This window comes from Arthrobacter sp. SPT-J7 (genome assembly GCF_059089965.1).
The window spans coordinates 211,900-234,630 of sequence record NZ_JBNHFF010000002.1; the positions used below are offsets into that span (position 1 = coordinate 211,900).

Consider the following 22,731-nt stretch of genomic DNA (forward strand, 5'->3'; position numbering starts at 1 on the left):
CCCCGAGGTTTCATGATCACCGTTACCGACCTGCGCAAGGTCTACCGCCAGGGCAACCGCGAAGTGGTGGCCCTCGACGGCGTCAGCCTGTCCGTTCCCAAGGGGTCCATCCACGGCATCGTCGGCCATTCCGGAGCCGGAAAGTCCACCCTGGTACGGTGCCTTACGCTGCTGGACAGCCCGACGTCGGGCTCGGTATCAATCAATGGGGCGGAACTCAGCGCAGCCCGGGACGCCGACCTCAGAACGGCCCGGCGGCGCATCGGGATGATCTTCCAGCATGCCAATCTGATGGATTCGCGCACCGCCGCCGACAACGTGGCGCATCCCTTGGAGATCGTCAAGACGCCCAGGGCAGCGATCCGCGCAAAGGTGGCCGAACTGCTCAAGCTGGTCGGATTGGAGGGGTTCGAGAACGCCTATCCGTCCCAGCTTTCCGGCGGCCAGCGCCAGCGCGTCGGCATTGCCCGCGCCCTCGCCTCCGATCCCGACGTCCTGCTTTGTGATGAGCCCACCTCGGCGCTGGACCCGAAGACCACCGATGAAATCCTGACACTGATCCAGGATCTCACCCAGCGGCTGCAGCTGACCGTGCTGGTCATCACGCACGAGATGCAGGTCATTAAACGCATCTGCGACTCCGTCTCGCTGCTGGAGGCGGGCCGGATCGTCGAACATGGCCCGCTGCGCAACGTGGCGGCCGATCTCGGCGGCCGCCTCTCGAGCACGCTGCTGCCGCTGCCGCCGGCGGAAACGAACGGCAGCGGCACGGTGATGGAAATCCTGTATTCGGGCGACAGCGCGTCGGAACCGGTGCTCACCGGGGCCGCACGCACCTTCGGCATGGACCTGAACGTGCTGGCCGGCAGTGTGGAGTCGTTGGCCGGCACCCAGTTCGGCCACCTCCGCATCCAGTTGCCGGCCGGGGCAGACACCGCTTCCCTCGCCCGGCACTTGACCGGCCAGGGCGTTGCCGTACGCGTCGTCCAGGAAGAGACAGCATGAACTTCATCAATGAGCTGATGACCAATCCGGCCATCACCAAGGCCCTGCCCAAGGCCTTCGGCGAAACCTTGCTGATGGTGGGTGTCTCGGGTTTCTTTGTTCTGCTGATTGGGCTGCCGCTGGGCATCTTCCTTTACACCAGCTCCCCGGGCGGCCTGCGGCCCATGCGGCTGACCAACCGGATCGTGTCCGATGTCATCGTGAACATCACCAGGTCCATTCCGTTCGCCATCCTGATGATCGCGCTGATCCCGCTGGCCCGGGCGATCACCGGCACGTCGATCGGCGCTCTGGCGGCCTGTGTCTCGCTCACCATCGGCACGGTGCCGTTCTTCGCGCGGTTGGTGGAAACCGCCCTGCGCGACGTCAGCTCCGGCAAGATCGATGCCGCGACGGTCATGGGCTCCACCCGGCTGCAGATTGTGGCCAAGGTCCTGGTTCCCGAAGCGTTGCCCGGGCTGGTCGCCGCCCTGACCACCACGGTGGTCACATTGGTCGGCTACTCCGCCATGGCGGGCCTCACCGGCGGCGGCGGCCTGGGCCAGCTCGCCTATAACTACGGCTTCCAGCGGTTCGACACCACGGTCATGATTGTCACCATCGTGATCATGGTGGTCCTGGTCCAGCTGATCCAGTGGACCGGGGATGCCGTGGCCCGGCGCGTGGACCACCGCAGCGCAGCCCAGGCCGGCAGCAGGAAACGCCGGCACGAGCCCGTCACCGCTGTCTGAACCGTCCTTCGGCCGGTTCAGAGACACAGTTCAGGAACACTCAGTTCAGGGACAATGCCGTCCCGCTCCCCCATGCTCCCGCCGGCCGTGAGGCCGCGGAGGAATGCAGCCAGTAGCCGCTAGCTGCACCATATCCGGGATGGGCCGTCTTCGGCTGCCCCGGTTAGTTGAAAGGAACGCACGCAGATGCGTAAAGCACTAACCCTCATTGGTACCGGCCTGGCCGCGGCCTTGGCGCTGACGGCTTGCGGTGGCTCTGATTCCACCCCCAGCGCTGATGCCACGCTGGATCCGGCCAATCCCACAACGATCACGGTGGGCGCCACCCCGGTCCCGCAGGGACGGATCCTGCAGTTCGTGGACGAAAATCTGGCCAAGGATGCCGGCATCGACCTGGACATCAAGGAATTCACCGATTACCAGACCCCGAACATCGCCCTGAACGATGGCTCACTGGACGCCAACTATTTCCAGCACCTGGCCTTCTTTGACCAGCAGGTGGCCGACAAGGGCTACGATTTCGAACACGGCGAAGGCATCCACATTGAGCCGTACGCCGGATTCTCGTCCAAGCACAAGAGCGTCGAGGACATCCCCGAGGGCGCTACCATTGCGGTCACCAACGATCCGGGCAACCAGCCGCGCGCACTGAAGATGCTCGAAGCCGCGGGCCTGCTGAAGGGCATCGAGGATGATTCGGCGGCATTGACGCTGACCGACGAGCAGAACCCCAAGGGCCTGAAGTTCGAGGAGAACCAGCCCGAAATCCTGGTCCAGCTGATCGACGACCCGAAGATCGACCTGGCCATCATCAACGGCAACTTCATCCTGGATGCCGGCCTGAACACTGATGATGCGGTGATCGTCGAATCGGCCGAGAACAACCCGTACGCCAACTTCCTGGTGTGGAAGGCCGGCGACGACAACCCGGCCATCGCCAAGCTCGAAGAACTGCTGCACAGCCCGGACGTGAAGAAGTTCATCGAGGAGACCTGGCCCAACGGCGACGTGTTCCCCGCCTTCTAAAATCCCCGTAGCTGACCGCTGAACCCAGCGGCTGCAACGGGCGAGGTCCCCGGAAGCTTCGGCTTCCGGGGACCTCGCCTTTTTTAATCGCCTTCTTGGTCAGCGCGTCTCTGACCGGCTCCGCTGCCGGACCGGCTCCGGATGCTCGCCGGAGTTTCGCCCCGTCATGACCTGGATGACCACCCAGGACACCGCCGTCACCGGCACGGCCAAGACTGCACCAATGATGCCGCCCAGAATGGTTCCTGCGGTCAGAGCCAGCAGGATCACCAGCGAGTGCAGGCTCACGGAGCGTCCCATCACCACCGGCTGCAGGAAGTTGCCTTCCAACTGCTGCACCACGATGACGACGGCGACCACCACCAGCGCGGCCACCGGGCCATTCGCCACCAGCGCCACCAGGGTTGCTACGATGCCGGCAACCGTGGCACCGACGATCGGGATGAATCCGCCGATGAAGATCAGCACCGACAGCGGCAGCGCCAGCGGAACCTGCAGGATGAACAGTGCCAGGCCGATGAAAAACGCGTCGACTGCGGCGACGGTGGCGGTCCCCCGCACGTAGCTGCCCAGCACGTCCATGGCACGCGATCCGGCCTCTTCCAGCTTGGGCCGCCGGGCCGCCGGGAACCAGCTGAGCAAAAAGCCCCAAATCCGCGGACCGTCTTTGAGGAAGAAGAACAGGATGACGGCCATCAGGACCGCCCCGGTGATGATTTCCGCCGCGGTGGACAACCCGCTGAGGGCGCTGCGTCCGGCGGCAGCGCTGGTCAGGAAGTCCACCACCGAGGCCAGGGCTTCGTCAATCTGCCCTTGGCTCACCGGCAGCGGGAAGTTGGCCATCATTTCCTGCAGCTCCAGCCAGCCCTCGTTGGCGGAGCGGACCAATTCATCCGATTCGCTGCGGACCGCAAAGACGATTCCGGTGACCACCCCGCCGAGCACCACAAGGATCCCGAGGAACGCCGTGGCCGTGGCCAGCGCCGGGGACCAACCCCAGCGGCGCAGCAGCCCCACGACCGGGCTCACCGCCGCGGCCAAGATCAAGGCAATCAGGAACGGGATGACCAGCAGCCGCAGCTGCAGCAGCCCGTAGATCACCACCACGGCCAGCGCCAGCGCCAACAGCAGCTGCGCCGAACGGGTGGCCGTGCGGCCCAGGCCGTCCGACCACATGGACCGCGGCGGCACTTGGACGGCGACTTCCGGAGCGGTGCCTGCACCGCCGTCGTGCGTTTCCTGCATTTGCCCGCGCCTGGACAACAGGCCCATCTGCACTCCCCTGGTTTGACGATTCGGCACTACGGTCCCACGCGGGGACCGGTTTCTTCACCAGTCTGCCATGCCGAGGTCCGGCCCGGGCACGGCGGAGCGTGCCCGGCGCTGTCCGGCGCCGGGCCTCGCCACGGGGGTCAGGCCGTTGGTTCCGCCGCCGCGGCGGCCCGCGCGGCCGCCGGGAGGGCCGCAAAGATCTTGTCCATAGCGGCGTCGTCATGCGCGGCGGACAGGAACCACGCTTCGAAGACCGACGGCGGCAGGTAGACGCCGGCGTCGAGCATCGCGTGGAAGAACGGCGCGTAGCGGAACGCCTCCTGGGCCTGCGCATCGGCGTAGTTGCGGACGCCGTTGGCCGAGGTGCCGAAGGCCACGCTGAACAGGTTCCCGGCGGTCTGGATGCTGTGGTCCACTCCGGCCTCGGACAGGGCGGCGGACAGCGCGGCCTGCAGGTCGCGCGAGCGGGAGTCGATGGCCGTGTAGACGTCCGGCGTTGCGGCAGTCAGCGTCGCGACGCCAGCCGCCATGGCAATCGGGTTGCCGGAGAGCGTACCGGCTTGGTAGACCGGGCCCACCGGGGCCAGGTAGTCCATGACGTCTGCGCGGCCGCCGAGGGCAGCCACCGGCATGCCGCCGCCGATGACCTTGCCGAAGGTCAGCAGGTCCGGCACGAACGGATCGGTTGTTCCCTCGGCTCCCCCGGTCAGCCCCCAGTAGCCGGCATAGCCGGTGCGGAAACCGGTCAGCACCTCGTCCAGGATCAGCAGCGCCCCGTGTTCGCGGGTGATCCGGGACAGGGCCGCGTTGAAGCCGTCGGCGGGGGTGACCACGCCCATGTTGGCCGGTGCGGCCTCGGTGATGACGGCGGCGATCTGGCTGCCGCGGGCGGCGAAGACCTCTTCCACGGCGGCGATGTCGTTGTACGGCAGCACCAGCGTCTCGGCGGCGGTGGCCTCGGTGACGCCGGCGGAGCCGGGCAGCGCCAGCGTGGCGACCCCGGAACCGGCAGCGGCCAGGAGCCCGTCCAGGTGGCCGTGGTAGCAGCCGGCGAACTTCACCACCAGGTTGCGCCCGGTGTAGCCGCGGGCCAGGCGCACCGCGGTCATGGTCGCTTCGGTACCGGTGGAGACCATGCGCAGCCGCTCGACGGCGGAGACCCGGCCGACGACCAGGGCGGCCAGCTCCGACTCCGCGGGCGTGGACGCGCCGAAGGACAGGCCGCGGTCCACCGCGGAGTGCACGGCGTCCAGCACGGCGGGGTGGGCGTGGCCCAGCAGGGCCGGCCCCCACGAGCAGACCAGGTCAACGTACGCGCGGCCATCGGCGTCGGTGAGGTAGGCGCCCTGGCCGCTGACCATCATCAGCGGGGTTCCGCCGACGGAGCCGAAGGCGCGCACCGGCGAGTTCACGCCGCCGGGCATCAGCTGGCGGGCGCGTTCGAAGAGCTCCTCGGAGCGGGCGGCTTCAGTCATGGTCTTGGTTCCTTTCGGCACAGCTTCAGTCCGCTGCGGTGTGGTGTCCGCAGCGCCAGGGAGTTGGGATGGTTACTTCAACCAGCGGGCCAGTTCCGGGGCCCAGTAGGTCAGCACCATGTCGGCACCGGCGCGGCGGATGCCGAGGACGGATTCCAGGATGGCGGCCTTCCGGTCGATCCAGCCGTTGGCCGCGGCCGCCTCGATCATCGCGTACTCGCCGGAGATCTGGTAGGCGGCCACCGGCACCGGGGACATTTCCGCCACGTCGGACAGGACGTCCAGGTAGCTCATCGCGGGTTTGACCATGATGATGTCGGCGCCTTCGGCCAGGTCCAGCTCCACTTCGCGGACGGCCTCCCGCCGGTTGGCGGCATCCATCTGGTAGGTCCGCCGGTCTCCGGTCAGCTGCGAATCCACGGCTTCGCGGAACGGCCCGTAGAAGGCCGAGGCATATTTGGCGGCGTAGGCCAGGATGGAGGCGTCCTGGTATCCGGCCTCGTCCAAGGCCTGGCGGATGACTGCCACCTGGCCGTCCATCATGCCGGACGGACCCAGCACGTCGGCTCCGGCCGCCGCCTGGACCACAGCCATTTCGGCGTAGATCGGCAGCGTGGCGTCGTTGTCCACGGTGCCGTCCGGAGCCAGCACGCCGCAGTGCCCGTGGTCGGTAAATTCGTCCAGGCACACGTCGCTCATCACCACGAGGTCATGGCCCACCTCGGCCTTCACATCAGCGATGGCGCGGTTCAGGACGCCGTCGGGGTCCACTCCCGCGCTGCCGACCGCGTCGCGCACGGCGGGAATGCCGAAAAGCATGATGCCGCCCAGCCCCAGTTCCACGGCTTCGGCGGCCGCCCGCTTGAGCGAGTCCGCGGTGTGCTGGACCACGCCCGGCATGGACTGCAACGGGACCGGTTCGCTGATGCCTTCGCGGATGAACGCCGGCAGGATCAACTGGTTCGGGTGGGTGCGGACCTCCGCCGTCATCCGGCGAATCGCTTCGGTGGCCCGCAGTCGACGGGGCCGGTGGTAGGGGAAGCTCATGGCGTTCCTTCCGTTTCGGTTGGCTGGCGCTCCAAGGTGTGTGCGAGCGCGTCGGCAATGCCCGACGGGGTCGGTTCGGCAGCGGTCGCCGCGATCTCCAGCCCCAGCTCGGCGGCCTGCCGTGCCGAACTGGCGCCGATGGCGATCAGCCGGAGCCCGGACGGCCAGGGGTCAAGCAGTCCGGCCACTCTCCTGGTCACGCTGGGCGAGGTCAGAACGACGGCGTCGACGCGGCCGTCGAGTGCGCGGCTGCGGAAATCGGCGGCCGTGATCACTTCCAGGCCATCGGCACGCTCCCGGGAGGCGATCTCCAGTGGCGCCGTCAGCCGGAGCTCCGGCCGGGCCGGGTAATCCACGGTTCGGTAGGCGGTCACGGGCAGCACCTGCCAGCCTTTTGCCATCAGGCCTTCGAACACCGTGGGGGCGGCGATGTCCGCCTGCGGCAGGAGCACCGTCATCCGCTCCGTCGACCGGCTCGCGTCTTCGGGCGGAAGCGGCCAGGCGTCCACCAGACCGACGGCGTCCATGCTGCCGGGCGGAACCAAGTCCACCGAGAGTCCTTCTGCCTCAAGCGCCCGGGCGCTCGGGGTGCCCACGGCGGCCACCTTGGTGTCCCCGACCAGGGCGGCCAGGCTGGTTGCGCGCTCCTGAGCGCACGCTTTCAGCGCGCGCACCGTGGTGATGCTGGTAATCACCAACCAGTCCACCTTGCGCTGGGCCAGCAGGGTGAGGGCTTCGTCCAGTTCGCCCGGCTTGTCGGTCCGCTCGAAATCGATCAGGGGCAGGACGCTGGCCGACGCGCCCCGCCGGAGCAGTTCGGCGGCCATTCCGGCTGCCCGATCCGGCGTGCGCGGCAGCACCACCCGCAGCCCGTGGAGCTGGTTCTCCGGCGCCCCGCGCTGCCGCAGCAACGCCATGGTCAGTGGCCAGCCTGACTCATCAAGTCGCCGGCGCCCCGGCCGAGCAGCTCTTCAGCCAGTCGGGCGCCCAGCGCCACAGCGTCTTCCGAACCGGCTGCCTGCACCTGCTGCTCGCCGTGCAACAACCGGCTGCCGTCGGGGCTGCAGACCACTGCCTTGAGCACCAAGGTGCCGGCGTCGACCCGTGCCAGCGCGCCCACCGGAGCACTGCAGCCCGCTTCCAACCGCGCCAGCAGCGAGCGTTCGGCGGTCACCGCCAGGCGGCTTTCCGCGTCGTCGTAGTCAGCCAGCGCGCCGGCCAGCGCCGTGCCGGCCGCGGCGTCGGCCACCCGGCACTCAACAGCCAAGGCTCCCTGCCCGGGAGCGGGCAGCATGACCGACGGATCCAGCAGTTCCGTCACATGCTGGGTGCGGCCCAGCCGCGCCAGTCCGGCGGCGGCGAGCACGACGGCGTCAAGATCTGCGTGCTTTCCTTCCACCCTCGCTTCACCGGTCAGTCCCTTGACCCGTCCCAGCCGGGTGTCCACGTTGCCGCGGATATCCACCACGTCCAGGTCGGGGCGGGCGGCGCGCAGCTGCGCCGCCCGGCGCGGCGAACCCGTGCCCACTTTGGCCCCGTCCGGCAGTTCGGCCAGGGTCAGGCCGTCGCGGGCGCACAACGCGTCCCGGACGTCCACGCGTACCGGAATGGCTGCGATCTGCAGGCCCTCGGCCACGCCGGTGGGCAGGTCTTTGAGCGAGTGCACGGCCACGTCGCAGCGGTCATCCAGCAGCGCCTCGCGCAGGGCGGCGGTAAACACACCGGTGCCGCCGATCTGGGCCAGCGGTCCCTTGAGCACGTCGCCTTCGGTCTTGATCCGGACCAGTTCGTACTCCAGCGCTCCCCCGGCGGCCAGAGCCTCGGCCACCGTGGTGGTCTGGGTGACGGCCAGGGCGCTGGCGCGGGTACCCACGCGGACGGTCACGGTCATGGTTGCGTCACCCCGACGGTTGAATCCATCCCCGCGACGGTCGGCTTTTCGCCGCGGCGGTTGGCACAGCAGCCGGGCATGCAGACGTCCATCCACGGGCCCAGCGCGGTCAGTGCCGGGCGTTCCGCCTGGTGCTGGTCCAGGGTCCGTTCGCAGACGAGGTCCACCAGCCCCTCGACGAATTTTTGGTGCACGCCGGGCGTGGGGATGCGGGCTGCGGCCAGGCCGAGGGTGCGGCAGGTTTCCAGCGCCTCGGTGTCCAGGTCCCAGACCACCTCCATGTGGTCGCTGACAAAGCCCAGCGGGACGATGACAACGCCCTTGATGCCTTGCGCCGGCAGTTCCTCGATCGCGTCGTTGATGTCCGGTTCCAGCCATGGCACGTGCGGTGCGCCGGAGCGGGACTGGTAAACCAGCGACCAGGCGACGCCGGCAGCTTCCGGTACCCGGTCCAGCACCGCGCGGGCGGTGGCCAGGTGCTGCGCCACGTAGGCGCTGCCGCCCTCGTACTCCACACCGCGCGGGCCGGCGTTCTCGGCGTCCGCGACCGGAATGGAATGGGTTGCAAACAGGATGTGGACCGGTGCGTCCGCTGCGCCCTGCGCGGCCAGATCGGCCCGCACCCGGTTCAGGCCCTCGGCCAGCCCGTCCACAAACGGCTCCACGAAGCCCGGGTGGTCGAAGTACTGGCGGACCTTGTCCACTTCCAGCTTGCCGGCCAGCCCGGTTTCCACCAGTGCCATGCCGAAGTCTTCGCGGTACTGCCGGCAACTGGAGTAGCCGGAGTAGGCGCTGGTGCTCACGGCCAGCACGCGGCGGTGGCCGGCGTCGTAGGCTTCCTTGAACACGTCGGCGATGTAGGGGTCCCAGTTCCGGTTGCCCCAGAGCACCGGCAGGTTGATGCCGCGGCGGGCCAGCTCTGCTTCCAGGGCGGACTTCAGCGCACGGTTCTGCGCGTTGATCGGGCTGATGCCTCCGTTGGCCCGGTAGTGGGTGGCGACTTCCTCAAGCCGTTCGTCCGGGATGCCGCGGCCGCTGGTGACGTTGCGCAGGAACGGAAGGACGTCGTCCTGGCCTTCGGGCCCGCCGAAGGAGGCCAGCAGCAGGGCGTCATAGTTCTTGGGCTGCATGGTCCCGTCGGGAGCCACGCCCGCACGCGGGTCGAAGGTGGAGTCGGCTGGCTGGCTCACCGCAGCACCTCGGCGATTTCGGCCGTGCTGATCCGCTTGCCGGTGTAGAACGGGATCTCTTCTCGCACGTGGTTCCGGGCGTCCGTGTAGCGCAGGTGACGCATCAAATCCACCAGGTCGATCAGCTCGGGAGCTTCCAGGCCCAGGATCCATTCCCAGTCACCCAAGGCGAACGATGCAACGGTGTTGGCGAGCACCTGCGGGAAGTCACGGCCAAGCATGCCGTGGTCGCGCAGCATCTTGCCGCGCTCCTCGGCCGGCAGCAGGTACCACTCGTAGGAGCGCACGAACGGGTAGACGCAGAGCCAGGCCTCCGGCTCTTTGCCGAGCGAGAAGGCCGGCGCATGGTTCTTGCTGAATTCGGCGTCGCGATGGACACCCATTGCGGACCAGACCAGCTCGGTGGCGGCGAACAGCCCGGTGCGGCGGATGGTGCGGACCGCTGCCTGCAGCTCGTCCGGCTGCGGGCCGTGCAGCCAGATCATCACGTCGGCATCTTCACGCATGGCGGAAACATCGTAGGCGCCGCGCAGCGTGACGTTGCGGCCGGCCAGTTCTGCAACCGTGTCATCGAACGCTGCCGCGGCGGACGGATCGACCGGCCCACCGGTGCGCTTGAAAACCGTCCAGAGGGTGTAAAACAGCTCCTCGTCGGTGCCGCCGGCGGCGGGGGTTGCTGACTCTGACTTTACCGATTGGCTCATGCTTACCAGTCTGCCTTCTGATCGTAATTAACCGAAAACTTTACTTCTACACATTGTAGAAGATCAGGCTGCGGGTTGCAGCCGGGCGGCGAGCTCCCGCGAGCGGCGGCGTGCATCGCCCACTACCGCCACCAAACCGGTGCCCGCGAGCCACGCGCCGGTCACGTCCACCCCGGTATGGGCGGCCAGTTCGCGGCGTACTGCAGCCACGCGGTCGCGGTGCCCCACCGTCGCGGACGGCAGCGCACCGATCCAGCGCACCACCTTCCAGCCCACCACGTCGTCGTCGCCGATGCCCACGCCCATCAGCGAGCCGGCATCCGCCAGCGCCTGCCGGTAGAGCTCGTCGTCGGTCCAGCCGGTGAAATCCTCCGCACCCTGCTGCCCCACCGCGCGACCGTAGGACAACCGCAGCACGTGGCTGCCCGGACCGGCATCGTCTGCCAGCCACTGCCACTTGGCGGTGGCATGGGTGAGCGCCTTCGCCTTGACGTTCCGCACCGACGGCGCCACCAGCAGACCCGTGCCGCGCGGCATCGCGTCCAGCTCCGGCAGGTCCACCACCAGCGTCACCAGGGCCACCGAGGGACCCGCTTCGGGTTCCAGCCCGGCCAGGCCCGGCACCGTGCCGGCCAACAGGCGGGCCGCGGCGCCTCCGTCGGCGGCCATCATCACCGCGTCCGCCGTGAAGGTGCCCGCCGCCGACTCCACCGACCACCCGCCGTCGTACTGGGTGACGGACGTGGCCGCCGCGCCGGCATGCAGCGAGACGTGGCGGGTCTTCAGATCGGCCAGCAGGGCCTCGGTCAGCCGTCCCATTCCGCCGGCGATGCCGGCCACGTTGGAGCCGGCCGGGGCGGCCTTGCGGATGGCACCTACCGCGGCAGTCAGCGACCCGTGCGAGGCCACCGAGGCGCGCAGCCCGGGCATCACCGAATCCACTTCCAGCACATCCGGATCCGCCGAATACACCCCGCCGACCACCGGCGCCACCAGTTTCTGCAGCACGGCATCGCCCATCCGGGTGCGCACCAGCTCGCCCAGGCTGAGCTGCTCGCGGCGCAGCAACGATCCCAGCGGCATGACCTTGTCGCCGGAGGCGCGCAGCGCGGCCCGGCGCCCGATGGCCCGCACCACGTCCGGATCCGAGGGGTCCGCCGGGATCCCGAGTACACCGGTCTTCGGCAGCCGCTGCGCTCCGTCCGGCAGCTGGATCCAGGCGCCGGCGGGGTTCGGCTGCACCAGATCGGCACCCAGCCCCAGCTCGGCGACCAAGTCGGAGACCACGCTGGAGCGGGTGGCGAACGATTCGGCGCCGGCGTCGAGCGTCAGCCCGCCGACTTCGTGCCGCGTCACGCAGCCGCCGAACCGGGGGCTGCGCTCCAGGACCGTCACGTCGACGCCGGCCAGCGCCAGTTCGCGCGCGGAAACCAGGCCGGCTATTCCGCCACCGATAACGACGGCGGTGCTCGGTTTGGGCTTCCGCCCGCCCTGCCGCTCGGGGCGGCGGGATTCGTGCTGGTGGGCGGGGTGCTGCATGGTTACGGCGCCACCGAGTGGATCAGTTCGACCACGCGGGTCAGTACCTTCGGGTCCGTTTCCGGCGGCACGCCGTGGCCCAGGTTGACCACATGGCCGGGAGCGGCGCTGCCGGCGGCCAGCACATCGCGGACATGGGACTCGAGCACCTCCCACGGTGCCGACAGCAGCGCCGGATCGATGTTGCCCTGCAGCGGCGTGCGGCCGCCCAGCCGGCGGTTCGCCTCGTCCAGCGGCAACCGGTAGTCAACGCCGATCACGTCGGCGCCGACATCGCGCATGGCGACGAGCAGCTCGGAGGTGCCGGTGCCGAAGTGGACCAGCGGGACGCCCAGGTCGCGGACATGGTCAAGCGCCCGGATCGACGCCGGTGCCACCCGCCGCCGGTAGTCGGCCAGCGACAGCGAGCCGGCCCAGGAATCGAACAGCTGCCCGGCGCTGGCTCCCGCTTCCAGCTGGGCGCGCAGGAACTTGCCGGACGCGTCGGCGGCCCAGCCAGCCAGGGCGTTCCAGGTCTCCGGGTCCGCATGCATCATGGTGCGCGGGCCCAGATGGTCGCGGGACGGCCGGCCCTCCACCATGTAGGCCGCGAGCGTGAACGGCGCGCCGGCGAACCCGATCAGCGGCTTCTTGCCGAGCTCCGCCACCGTCAGCCGGACGGCTTCACGGATCGGCTCCAGCGCCTCGTCCGTCAGCTCCGGCAACGCCGCGACGTCGGCGGCGGTGCGGACCGGGGCACCCAGGACCGGCCCCACGCCGGGAACGATGTCCACATCCACCCCGGCCAGCTTCAACGGGATGACAATGTCGGAGAAAAAGATTCCGGCGTCCACATCGTGGCGCCGCACCGGCTGAAGCGTGATCTCGGAGGCAAGTTCCGGTTTCAGGCAGGCATCAAGCATGGCGATGCCCTGGCGTGCTTCCCGGTATTCCGGCAGTGACCGCCCGGCCTGCCGCATGAACCAGACAGGACGGCGGCTCGGCTTGCCGCCGCGGTAGGCGGTGATCAGGTCGGAATCAGCGGTACGCCCGTCCAGCAAAGGATGGGAAGCATTCAGTGTCATGACATAGATTCTCATCCAGCGGCCGCACTTCTGGCCAACCCGGAGGAACGCCACCCCGCCGCCGGCCCGGCTTCCGCCAGGCCGGAGTGGGCAATCTCACCGCCGCCGCTGCGGCCGATGGCAGGTTAACACAGGGTTAATGGGCGAAGCTTGAATGAGCTGAGGCTTCCTTCCCGCTAAGATAGAGGCGCTGTGGTCTTACTTTCACTCGTTGCAACCCATTCCAAGGTCGATCTGGAAACTGTGGCCCGCCTGAGCGCCGGCACCTCCCAGATCGATACAGGCGTGCTCGCAGACGGATCCCCGGTCTCCGGCGCCGTTGTCCTGGCCACCTGCAACCGGGTGGAAGTGTACTGCGAGGCCGAGAGCGAATCCGATCTGGAATCCGCGCGCGCCGCCATCATCGAACAGATCAGCCGCAGCTCGGGCCTGGACGAATCACTGGTTGCCGACTCCTTCGACCTGAATACCGGCGAGGATGTTGCCCGCCACTTGTTCGCCGTCGGGGCCGGCCTCGACTCGGCCGTCGTGGGCGAACGCGAGGTGGCCGGCCAGGTGCGCCGGGCGCTGATCGAAGCACAGGAGAAGGGCACCGCCAGCGGCGGACTGGTCCGCTTGTTCCAGACCGCGTCCCGCACAGCCAAGGATGTCGGCACGCAGACCGCCCTCGGCGGCCGCGGACTCTCGATCGTTTCCGTCGCCCTCGACCTGGCCACGGATCTGGCTGCCGACAAAGACTGGTCGGGCAAGCAGGTTGTCCTCTTCGGAACCGGCGCGTATGCCGGAGCCACCATGGCGCTGCTGCGCGAGCGCGGCTGCACCCAGATCAGCGTCTATTCCTCGTCCGGACGTGCCGAGGCCTTCACCGACACCCGGGGCGGCACCCCGTTGACCCATGCCGGACTGGGCCCGGCCATCGCCGCCGCCGACGTGGTCATCGGATGCAGCGGCGGCGACAACCAGGTCAGCGCTGACCGCGTGGCCGACGTACGCACCGGCGTCGACAAGCCGCTGACCATTATTGACCTGGCGCTGAGCCACGATTTCGACCCCGCCGTTGGCAACCTCGAGGGCGTGGAACTGATCACCTTGGAATCCGTGCGCATGGCCGCGCCAGAGGAGCAGGCGGAATCGGTCCAGCAGGCGGCGGAAATCGTGGCCACGGCAGCCCGCAGCTTCGAAGCCAGCCAGCAGGCACGCAGCGTGGACTCGGCCATTGTGGCACTGCGCAAGCACACCATGCAGGTGCTGGAGAACGAATTGGAGAAGGTCCGCTCCCAGCACGGCTGCACCGGCCCGGCCCAGGAAGTCGAATTCGCCATGCGGCGCATGGTCAAGCAGCTGCTGCACCTGCCCACCGTGCGGGCGCGCGAGCTGGCCGCCAACGGCGAGCAGGACCGCTACATTGCCGCGCTGGAAGCGCTGTACGGAATTACCGTGGAGGAGCCGGCGTTGCCGGCAGCCGCGGATGCCGCCTCCTGTCCCGTGGCAGTGCTGCACGACGACGACGCAGCCACCGCCTGATCCGCCGCTTCAGGACACCCGCTTCAGCACGCCCGGCCCGGCCTGAGGTTACCGGCAGGGGCCTCAGTACACCGGCTTGGCTGGCTCTACGTCCCTGACCCACGCCAGGATTCCCCCGTCGAGGTGGGACACCCGCGTGTAGCCCTGCGCCAGCAGGCTCTCCAGCACTTCGGAGGAGCGGACTCCCGACTTGCAGTGGAAAACCAGGTCCTGCTCCCGCGGCAGGTCATCAATGGCCTCGCCGGAGAGGATCCGGGCCTTCGGGATCACCACCGCACCGGGAATGCTGACTACCTCATGCTCGCCGGGCTCCCGGACATCAATCAGCTGGAAGTCCCGCTTGCCGGCGTCGCGGTCGGCCAGCATCCGGGACAGGGTGCGGGCGTCCACGGCGTGGTCGCTGTCCACTTCACGCGCCGGCGCCACTCCGCAGAAAGCCTCGTAGTCGACCAGCCGGGTGATCGGCTCGGCGTCCGGGTCCTTGCGCACTTTCAGCTCACGCCAGCTCATCTGGAGGGCGTTGAAAACCAGCACCCGGCCCAGCAGAGTCTGCCCGATCCCGGTGATCAGCTTGATCGCTTCGTTCACCATCACCGAGCCGATCTGCGCGCACAGCACACCCAGCACGCCGCCCTCGGCGCACGACGGCACCGAGCCGGGCGGGGGCGCCTCCGGGTAGAGGTCGCGGTAGTTCGGGCCGTGGGCATCCCAGAAGACGCTGACCTGTCCGTCGAATCTCAGGATGGAACCCCACACGTAGGGCTTGCCCAGCAGCGCGGCGGCGTCGTTGACCAGGTAGCGGGTGGCGAAATTGTCCGTGCCATCCAGGATCAGGTCATAGCCGGAGAAGATGTCCAGCGCGTTGCCGGAGTCCAGCCGGACCTCGTGCAGCACCACGTCCACGCCGGGGTTCAGTGCCAGAATGCTGTCCCGGGCCGAGGCTGCTTTGCTGCGCCCCAGGTCGGCCATGCTGTGGATGACCTGCCGCTGCAGGTTGCTGGCCTCCACGTCGTCGTCGTCCACAATCCCAATCCGGCCCACACCCGCTGCGGCCAAGTACAGCATGGCCGGTGAGCCCAGGCCGCCGGCACCGATCACCAGGACCTTGGCGTTCTTCAGCCGTAGTTGGCCCGTCATGCCGACTTCCGGAATGATCAAGTGCCGCGAGTACCGTTCGGTCTCGTCTTTACTGAGCGTTCCCGCCGGCTCCACCAGCGGCGGCAGCTGCCCGGGTTCCTGAGTGGTCATTGTTCCAATCTACGCCGCTGAACCATGACTGGTGCGTAAACTGGTCGGGACTGACACCTACTGCATTGTGGCGCCACGGCACTGACCGCGCGCCGGAAGAGGCCGTGTACCGCCGTGACTACAGAACCCCGCCCCGCTGCCAGACCCACCCGCCTGCCCCGGGAGGAACGGCGGCGCCAGTTGCTGCAGGCGGCGCACGAGGTGTTCGTGGCCAATGGATACCACGCCGCGGCAATGGACGAGATCGCCGACGCAGCACACGTGAGCAAGCCGGTGCTCTACCAGCACTTCCCGGGCAAGCGCGAACTCTACCTGGCGCTGCTCGACCACCACTTGGAATCGCTGAACGCCATGTTGATGGCGGCCTTGAATTCGACCACCGACAACAAACTGCGCGTGCACGCCACCATCCGGGCCTACTACCAGTTCATCGCCCAGGACAGCCAAGCACACCGGCTGGTCTTTGAATCCGATCTGAACAACGATCCCGATGTCAGCTCCCGGTTGGAGGACTTCAACGCGAGACTGGCCAGCGCCATCGCCGATGTGATCGCCGAGGACACCAAGTTGTCCGAGGTCGAGGCGAAGCTGCTGGGCCGTGCTCTGGCCGGCATGGCGCAGATCAGTGCGCGGCACTGGCTGCGTGCCGGCGGCGACCTTGACCAGGATGCCGCCAGCGAACTGATCTACCGTTTAGCTTGGCGCGGAATTTCACGCTTCCCGAAGGAACCCTAGGATAGATTCGCCAGTAGGGAACCTACCCGCAACAAGCATTCAAGCAGGAGGCATCAGCGTGGAAGTCAAGATCGGCATGCAGAACGTCGGCCGTGAAATCGTGCTCGATTCGTCGCAGTCCCCGGACGAAGTGGCCGAGATTGCCAGCAAGGCGATGAACGGCGGTGCCGAACTGCGCCTGACCGATGCCAAGGGACGCCTGGTCATCATTCCGTCCAACGTGCTGGCCTACGTTGAAATCGGCGCCGAAGGTCCGCGCCCGGTCGGTTTCGGCGCGCTCTAGCCGTCATGGTCCCGCTGGTCCTGCTGGTGCTGGTAGCCGCCGCCGTCGGCTTCACGGCTTGGGCTGTGGATTCACGCCGGAGCGCCTACGGCGTGCTGCTGCTGCCCGGCCTAGCGGTGGCCGCGGCGGTGCTGCTCTGGTTCATCCTGATGGCCGCAGGCGTGGCTTCCGAGCCCGGCGTGCATTACCTGTCCTGGCTGCTGCCCATGGCGGTGTCCGTTCCGGCTGCCTGGGCCGGTGCCTGGCTGATCGGGCGCCGACGGGTGCAGCGGGACACCGAGCGCCTGACCGCTCTGCTGGGCTGAGCCGGGCTACCCCGGGTAAGCCTCCGGGTCCGCGTCGGCGGACAGCTTGCGCGCCAACACGCTGACGGCTGCCGCCGCGGAGATGTCGCGCGTCGTGACTTCGGAATCGGCGTCGTGCGAGGTGAACCGCAGGAAAACCTTGTTGTACCGCCAGTCCAAGTCCGGATGGTGCTTCTGCTCCTCGGCAAGATCGCCCACGGCGGCGATGAAATTCAGCGCCTCGCGCCCGTTGTCCAGCGTGAAGACGCTGACCAGCGCTCCACCTGCATAGCGCCACTGCGGCAGCCCGAGGAGCTGCCGGTCGATCTCCTCGCTGCTCAGCACGTCCTTGGCACGTCCCACGTTGTCCTCCCGGTCTGCTGCACGGCTAGGTTTGGCCGCCTTGGCACCGCAACGAAGCCAGCGCGTGCTGCCGAACGGCGGCCACCGTCAGCCTACCGGCGATCCCACCGGCTTTGAAGGGTTCCGCTCACGCCGTCAGGCCCAGGTCGTTCATCCGCCGGGAGTGGTTCTTGGTTAGCTGCGCAAAGAGTTCTTCGGTGGCCCGCGCCTGCCGGTCCGGATCCTGTCCACGCATCAGCTCGCTCAGCACGGCACGCTCAATCCCGATCCGCTGGGCCTGGGTCAGCGCCTCGCCGACCAGGCGGCGCCCCCACAGCGCCAGACGCGAGGACAGGCGCGGATCGTCGGCCAGCACCTGCTTGAGCCGAGCAGCGATCATGGAAATCTGTTCGGTGTTTTCCTTGATCCGGGCAACCAGCTTCTGCGTCTCGTCGTCGAGCGCTCCGGCGATATGCAGGTAGAAGTCGCCCAGCACGCCGTCGGTGACGTAAGCCTTCATCAAGGATTCGTACCAGTCGGCAGGCCGCGTCCGGTCATGGAAAGCATCAATGGAGGGCTGGAACGGGGCCATCGCACTCTCCACGTCAACGCCGAGTTGCTCCAGTTGCGCTGCCACTGCCTCGAAATGTTCAAACTCGGTCACGGCAAGCCGCCCCACCGCGGCCCGGTCGTGCAGGGTGGGCGAAAAGCGGGCGTCGGAGGAAAACCGTTCGAAGGCAGACAATTCGCCGTAGGCCATGACGCCGTACAGGTCGATCAGGAATTGCCGGCGGCGGTCGGAGTCCTCTCCGGCCGCCGCGGGCACGGTGCTCTCGGTGCTCATGAATTCAAGGGTAGCGTCCCATTTCGGCCCGCCTGCCGTTAGGCTAACCGTGTGCCGTCCCCGCATTTGGATTCGCAGGTCAATGAGTCCCAGCATCTGCTGGCCCGGGTGCTGAATGACCTGCGGACAGAGTTCGACCTGCCGCAGGAATTCGACGCGGGCGCACTGGCCGAAGCGGAGGCCGCCGTTGCCGCCCATCAACTGCCGGAGACCGATCTGACGTCGCTGGAGTTCGTCACCATCGACCCGCCGTCGTCTACTGACCTGGATCAGGCCATGTACATCGAGTCGAGCGGGGACGGTTACACGGTCTGGTACGCGATCGCCGACGTTCCGTCCTTCGTGGCGGCCGGCGGGGAGCTGGATGCCGAAACGCGGCGGCGAGGTCAGACGATTTACGCACCGGACGGGCGGATACCGCTGCATCCGGACGTCATCGGCGAACAGGCCGGGTCGTTGCTGGCGGACCAGGTGCGGTCGGCCTATGTGTGGCGCTTTGAGCTCGACGCCGGTGCCCGCGTCACCGCTGCCACGGTGGAGCGTGCGAAAGTGCGGTCCCGGGCCAAGTTGAACTATGAGCAGGTCCAGCAGGACATCAATTCGGGCGACGCGGCCCCCACCCTGCTGCTGCTGAAGGAGGTCGGCCTCAAGCGCGTAGAACTGGAACGCGAGCGAGGCGGTGCCAGCGTCAATGTTCCGGACCAGGAAATTGCCCACGACGGCCGGCACTACTTTATTGTCACCAAACCCCCGCTGCCGGTGGAGGATTGGAACGCGCAGATCTCGCTGATGACCGGGATGGCCGCGGCAGAGATCATGCTCGAGGGGAAGATCGGCATCCTTCGCACGATGCCGGGCCCGGATGCCGAGGCCGAAGCCCAGTACCGCCGGCAGACCGAGGCCCTTGGTTTTCCGTGGCCGCAGGACATGGCCTACGGGGACTACCTGCGCAGCCTGGACACCACCGATCCTCAGCAACTGGCCCTGATGCATGCGGCCACGACGCTGTTCCGCGGTGCCGGTTACACCCCGTTCGACGGCGAAGTGCCTGCCGAACAGCTCCAGGCAGCCATAGCCGCACCGTACGCCCACACCACCGCTCCGCTGCGCCGGCTGGTGGACCGGTTTGTCTTGGTGATCTGCCACGCCCTGTGCGCCGGTGAACCGGTGCCGCAATGGGCGCGGGACGCACTGGATGAGTTGCCCAAGCTGATGGCGGCCTCCGACCAAGTGGCAGGCCGGATGGACCGGGCCGCGCTGGATGCGGTGGAAACCGCGCTGCTCAGCCACCGGGTCGGCGAGGAGTTCGACGCCGTCGTCATTACCGGTTCCCGCAGCCCGGGCAACGGCAATGGCAATTCAAACGGCACCGGAAACGGCAGTTTAAACGGCACCGGAAACGGCAGCCAAGCCAACCGCAACGGCACCGGAAACGGGAAAGTCCTGGTGGCAGGCCGCGGCAAAGGCAACGGAAACGGCAATGGCGCCCAGGAACCCTATGGCGTGGTCCAGCTCAGCGATCCGCCGGTCACCGCCCGCTGCTCAGGAGTCCTGGAGGCCGGCGCCACGGTGCGCGTCCGCTTGGCCGTGGCAGACATCGAAGAACGGCGCCTTCGCTTCGAATTGGCCGACGGATAACTTCCCTCGGTGCGCCGACAAGCCCGGTTTGCCCATCACCGGTAGACTTGATCGTGTAGTACTGGATGCCCGGTCGTTGATTGAGTGATTTGAATCCATCAACAGATCAGCCCCTACGCGATCTTAAACCTTCTGGTTGCCTTCCCGGCCGGCCAGGAAAGCAGTTGTTAGCCCGCGATCGGCTTCCACTGGTTGCGCCACGCTTCCGCTTTGTTCCGCTGCCGCATCATCTATGGCAGGACCGTTGAGCACCGGCGGCGTCGGCGCCTGAATGAACGGTATGTAATTGAACACTGACAACATCCAAGTGGGCGGCGAACAGCTCATCCACGCTGACAACAGCGCCGAAGAACTCGCCGTGGAGGCCTCGCTGGCCTCGGACGAACGCCCGCACGAACTGCCCAAGCAGACCTTCGCCGATTTCAATGTCCGCGCGGACATTGTGCGTTCGCTTTTCGACGCCGGCATCACCCATCCCTTCCCGATCCAGGCCATGACCCTGCCGGTGGCCCTGGGCGGCCACGACATCATCGGCCAGGCCAAGACCGGCACCGGTAAGACCCTGGGCTTCGGTATCCCGGCCCTGCAGCGGGTCGTTGGGCCGGATGACGACGGCTACGACAAGCTTCCGGTTCCGGGCGCGCCCCAGGCCCTGATCATCGTGCCGACGCGCGAACTGGCCGTCCAGGTCAGCAACGACCTCACCACTGCGTCCAAGCAGCGCAATGCGCGCGTTGCCGTCATTTACGGCGGCCGCGCCTACGAGCCGCAGATCGAGATGCTGCAGCGGGGCGTGGAGGTCGTCGTCGGCACCCCGGGCCGGCTGATTGACCTGCACCGGCAGAAGCATCTGAGCCTGAAGAACGTCCGCATTGTGGTGCTGGACGAGGCCGACGAAATGCTGGACCTGGGCTTCCTGCCCGACGTCGAGACCCTGTTGGCCGCTACGCCGGCCGTTCGCCAAACTATGCTCTTCTCCGCCACCATGCCGGGTCCCGTCATCGCCATGGCCCGGCGGTACATGACCCAGCCGACGCACATCCGTGCGGCGGACCCGGACGACGAAGGCATTACCAAGAAGGACATCCGCCAGGTTGTCTACCGCGCGCACAGTCTGGACAAGTCCGAGGTGGTGGCCCGCATCCTGCAGGCCGAAGGCCGGGGCCGGACCATCATCTTCACCAAGACCAAACGCACCGCTGCCAAGTTGTCCGAGGAACTGGTGGACCGCGGCTTCGCCGTCGCCGCCATGCACGGCGATCTCGGCCAGGGTGCCCGCGAGCAGGCCATGCGCGCCTTCCGCAGTGAGAAGGTCGACGTCTTGGTTGCCACCGATGTTGCTGCCCGCGGCATCGACGTGGAGGACGTGACACACGTCATCAACTACCAGTGCCCCGAAGACGAGAAGACATACCTGCACCGGGTGGGCCGCACCGGCCGCGCCGGCAACAAGGGCACCGCCGTCACGTTTGTCGACTGGGACGACATGCCGCGCTGGGGCCTGATTAACAAGGCGCTGGGTCTGGACGTTCCGGAGCCGCAGGAGACCTACTCCTCGTCGCCGCACCTGTTCACCGACCTGAACATCCCCGAGGGCACCAAGGGCCGTCTGCCGCGCAGCCAGCGCAAGCTCGCCGGCATCGACGCCGAGAAGCTCGAAGACCTCGGCGAGACCGGAAAGCGTCCCTCGCGTTCCGGCGGCCAGCGGCAGGACGGCGGACGTGGCGGTTCGCGTCGCGCCGCTGCGCACCAGGGCGGCCCGCAGGGCCGATCCGACTCGGGCAACCGCCGGCAGCGCCGCAGCGGCGAGGAAGTCTCGGCCGAGAGCACGGCCGAGACCACGACCGGCGCCTCCGCCGAGAAGCCCCGCCGGAAGCGGTCGCGCACCCGCCGCCGCAACGGCGAGGTCGTCACTGAGGCGGCCAAGCAGGGCACCGACGGCGCCAGCGGGAAATAGTGGCCGACGCCCTGTGGACGCAGGACGGCGGCTCGCTGGTAGTCAGGGCGGACAACGCCGACTTCCTGCCCACGCTGCCCGACGGCGCTTTCACCATGATCTATCTGGACCCGCCCTTTAATACTGGGCGGGTCCAGCGCCGGCAACAGACGTCGATGGTCCGCAGCGCCGACGGCGAAGGTGACCGCATCGGCTTCAAGGGAAGGTCCTACCAGACGGTCAAAGGCACGCTCGCCAGCTACGACGACGCCTTCGACGACTACTGGTCGTTTTTGGAACCGCGTTTGTCCGAGGCCTGGCGGTTGCTGGCCGACGACGGCACGCTGTACCTGCACTTGGACTACCGCGAGGTGCATTATGCCAAGGTGCTGCTGGACATGCTGTTCGGCCGCGAGAGCTTCCTGAACGAGATTATTTGGGCTTACGACTACGGCGCCCGGGCGCGCAATCGCTGGCCGGCAAAGCATGACAACATCCTCGTCTACGTGAAGAACCCCAAGGCCTACCACTTCGACAACACCGAAGTGGACCGCGAGCCCTACATGGCGCCGGGCCTGGTGACGGCGGAGAAGGCCGCGCGCGGCAAATTGCCCACCGATGTCTGGTGGCACACCATCGTCTCCCCCACCGGCCGGGAGAAGACCGGCTACCCCACGCAGAAGCCCGAAGGACTGCTGCGCCGGATGGTGGCCGCCAGCAGCCGGCCGGGCGACTGGGTACTGGATTTTTTTGCCGGCTCAGGGACGCTCGGCGCGGTGGCAGCGGGTATGGACCGGCGGTTCGTGTGCGTTGACCAGAACCCGCAGGCCATCGATGTGATGCGCAAACGGCTGGGTGACCATGCCACGGTCATCGACGCCGACGAGGCAGCCGTCGTCGTGGCCGGCGAGGCAGCTGTGCTGCCGGCTACCTGACACAGCGTCAGCGGTCGT

22 protein-coding genes are annotated in these 22,731 nt (G+C 67.8%); 10 read left to right on the plus strand and 12 right to left on the minus strand.

The features are described 5' to 3' along the window. The first annotated feature begins 12 nt into the window (after window positions 1-12). The 3 genes from AC5RWX_RS03765 to AC5RWX_RS03775 all read left to right on the plus strand — a co-directional run bounded on the left by AC5RWX_RS03765 (window position 13) and on the right by AC5RWX_RS03775 (window position 2,762). A complete protein-coding gene (locus AC5RWX_RS03765; protein WP_493938626.1) occupies window positions 13-1,005 on the plus strand; it encodes a methionine ABC transporter ATP-binding protein in 993 nt (330 codons plus the stop codon). Then, the gene (locus tag AC5RWX_RS03770; protein WP_494077073.1) at window positions 1,002-1,736 is read left to right on the plus strand and encodes a methionine ABC transporter permease; all 735 of its coding nucleotides are present in this window, start codon (window positions 1,002-1,004) and stop codon (window positions 1,734-1,736) included. The genes AC5RWX_RS03765 and AC5RWX_RS03770 overlap by 4 nt, the downstream gene beginning before the upstream one ends. Window positions 1,737-1,922: 186 nt before the next feature. Then, entirely contained in the window at window positions 1,923-2,762 is an 840-nt protein-coding gene (locus AC5RWX_RS03775) for a MetQ/NlpA family ABC transporter substrate-binding protein (protein ID WP_494077074.1), read from the plus strand. Between the two features lie 99 nt (window positions 2,763-2,861). Here AC5RWX_RS03775 and AC5RWX_RS03780 read toward each other — a convergent pair whose 3' ends face one another. The 9 genes from AC5RWX_RS03780 to hemE all read right to left on the minus strand — a co-directional run bounded on the left by AC5RWX_RS03780 (window position 2,862) and on the right by hemE (window position 12,944). Beyond that, on the minus strand, window positions 2,862-4,007 hold the full coding sequence (locus tag AC5RWX_RS03780) for an AI-2E family transporter (protein ID WP_494096983.1): 1,146 nt from the start codon (window positions 4,005-4,007) through the stop codon (window positions 2,862-2,864). A 167-nt stretch (window positions 4,008-4,174) separates the two neighbouring features. Further along, window positions 4,175-5,509: a glutamate-1-semialdehyde 2,1-aminomutase gene (gene hemL / locus AC5RWX_RS03785; protein WP_494096984.1), complete on the minus strand. Its 1,335-nt coding sequence runs from the start codon at window positions 5,507-5,509 to the stop codon at window positions 4,175-4,177. Between the two features lie 72 nt (window positions 5,510-5,581). Next, entirely contained in the window at window positions 5,582-6,556 is a 975-nt protein-coding gene (gene hemB, locus AC5RWX_RS03790) for a porphobilinogen synthase (RefSeq protein ID WP_494077077.1), read from the minus strand. Further along, window positions 6,553-7,473, minus strand: coding sequence for a uroporphyrinogen-III synthase (locus AC5RWX_RS03795; protein WP_494096985.1), 921 nt, complete (start codon window positions 7,471-7,473; stop codon window positions 6,553-6,555). The genes hemB and AC5RWX_RS03795 overlap by 4 nt, the downstream gene beginning before the upstream one ends. A 2-nt stretch (window positions 7,474-7,475) precedes the next feature. Continuing rightward, window positions 7,476-8,441 carry a hydroxymethylbilane synthase gene (hemC, locus tag AC5RWX_RS03800; protein WP_494097050.1) on the minus strand — a complete coding sequence of 322 codons (966 nt, stop codon included), beginning with the start codon at window positions 8,439-8,441 and terminating at the stop codon, window positions 7,476-7,478. Window positions 8,442-8,443: 2 nt separating this feature from the next. After that, complete coding sequence (locus AC5RWX_RS03805; protein ID WP_494097051.1) at window positions 8,444-9,577, minus strand: ferrochelatase; 1,134 nt, start codon at window positions 9,575-9,577, stop codon at window positions 8,444-8,446. A 56-nt stretch (window positions 9,578-9,633) separates the two neighbouring features. Then, window positions 9,634-10,341 (minus strand): hydrogen peroxide-dependent heme synthase, encoded by a 708-nt coding sequence (hemQ, locus tag AC5RWX_RS03810; protein ID WP_493938618.1) that lies wholly within the window; start codon window positions 10,339-10,341, stop codon window positions 9,634-9,636. Between the two features lie 63 nt (window positions 10,342-10,404). After that, complete coding sequence (gene hemG / locus AC5RWX_RS03815) at window positions 10,405-11,880, minus strand: protoporphyrinogen oxidase (RefSeq protein ID WP_494096986.1); 1,476 nt, start codon at window positions 11,878-11,880, stop codon at window positions 10,405-10,407. A 2-nt stretch (window positions 11,881-11,882) separates the two neighbouring features. Next, entirely contained in the window at window positions 11,883-12,944 is a 1,062-nt protein-coding gene (gene hemE / locus AC5RWX_RS03820; protein ID WP_493938614.1) for a uroporphyrinogen decarboxylase, read from the minus strand. A gap of 192 nt (window positions 12,945-13,136) precedes the next feature. Between hemE and AC5RWX_RS03825 the strand changes: the two genes are divergently transcribed. After that, window positions 13,137-14,468 (plus strand): glutamyl-tRNA reductase, encoded by a 1,332-nt coding sequence (locus AC5RWX_RS03825; RefSeq protein WP_494077080.1) that lies wholly within the window; start codon window positions 13,137-13,139, stop codon window positions 14,466-14,468. 63 nt (window positions 14,469-14,531) lie between these two features. Here the strand turns inward: AC5RWX_RS03825 and moeB are convergent, their stop codons facing one another. Continuing rightward, window positions 14,532-15,716 carry a molybdopterin-synthase adenylyltransferase MoeB gene (gene moeB, locus AC5RWX_RS03830; RefSeq protein WP_494096987.1) on the minus strand — a complete coding sequence of 395 codons (1,185 nt, stop codon included), beginning with the start codon at window positions 15,714-15,716 and terminating at the stop codon, window positions 14,532-14,534. Between the two features lie 114 nt (window positions 15,717-15,830). Between moeB and AC5RWX_RS03835 the strand changes: the two genes are divergently transcribed. From AC5RWX_RS03835 to AC5RWX_RS03845, 3 genes are read left to right on the plus strand one after another with little or no spacing between them, the layout of a single operon-like run. Further along, window positions 15,831-16,451, plus strand: a complete 621-nt coding sequence (locus tag AC5RWX_RS03835) for a TetR/AcrR family transcriptional regulator (RefSeq protein ID WP_493938611.1) — start codon at window positions 15,831-15,833, stop codon at window positions 16,449-16,451. A gap of 58 nt (window positions 16,452-16,509) precedes the next feature. After that, window positions 16,510-16,734 carry a DUF3107 domain-containing protein gene (locus AC5RWX_RS03840; RefSeq protein WP_493938610.1) on the plus strand — a complete coding sequence of 75 codons (225 nt, stop codon included), beginning with the start codon at window positions 16,510-16,512 and terminating at the stop codon, window positions 16,732-16,734. A 5-nt stretch (window positions 16,735-16,739) separates the two neighbouring features. Continuing rightward, window positions 16,740-17,039, plus strand: coding sequence for a hypothetical protein (locus AC5RWX_RS03845; protein WP_493938609.1), 300 nt, complete (start codon window positions 16,740-16,742; stop codon window positions 17,037-17,039). Between the two features lie 6 nt (window positions 17,040-17,045). On the opposite strand, the gene AC5RWX_RS03850 is transcribed toward AC5RWX_RS03845, so the two are convergent. Both AC5RWX_RS03850 and AC5RWX_RS03855 read right to left on the minus strand, forming a co-directional pair. Continuing rightward, window positions 17,046-17,381, minus strand: a complete 336-nt coding sequence (locus tag AC5RWX_RS03850) for a 4a-hydroxytetrahydrobiopterin dehydratase (RefSeq protein ID WP_493938607.1) — start codon at window positions 17,379-17,381, stop codon at window positions 17,046-17,048. 127 nt (window positions 17,382-17,508) lie between these two features. Then, window positions 17,509-18,204: a ferritin-like fold-containing protein gene (locus tag AC5RWX_RS03855; protein WP_493938606.1), complete on the minus strand. Its 696-nt coding sequence runs from the start codon at window positions 18,202-18,204 to the stop codon at window positions 17,509-17,511. A gap of 51 nt (window positions 18,205-18,255) precedes the next feature. Here AC5RWX_RS03855 and AC5RWX_RS03860 point away from each other — a divergent pair, with 51 nt between their 5' ends. From AC5RWX_RS03860 to AC5RWX_RS03870, 3 genes are all read left to right on the plus strand, one after another. Continuing rightward, window positions 18,256-19,842: an RNB domain-containing ribonuclease gene (locus AC5RWX_RS03860; protein WP_494096988.1), complete on the plus strand. Its 1,587-nt coding sequence runs from the start codon at window positions 18,256-18,258 to the stop codon at window positions 19,840-19,842. A 325-nt stretch (window positions 19,843-20,167) separates the two neighbouring features. Continuing rightward, window positions 20,168-21,799, plus strand: coding sequence for a DEAD/DEAH box helicase (locus tag AC5RWX_RS03865; protein WP_494097052.1), 1,632 nt, complete (start codon window positions 20,168-20,170; stop codon window positions 21,797-21,799). After that, on the plus strand, window positions 21,799-22,713 hold the full coding sequence (locus tag AC5RWX_RS03870; protein ID WP_494096989.1) for a DNA-methyltransferase: 915 nt from the start codon (window positions 21,799-21,801) through the stop codon (window positions 22,711-22,713). Before AC5RWX_RS03865 ends, AC5RWX_RS03870 begins: the two co-directional genes overlap by 1 nt. Window positions 22,714-22,731 lie beyond the last annotated feature (18 nt).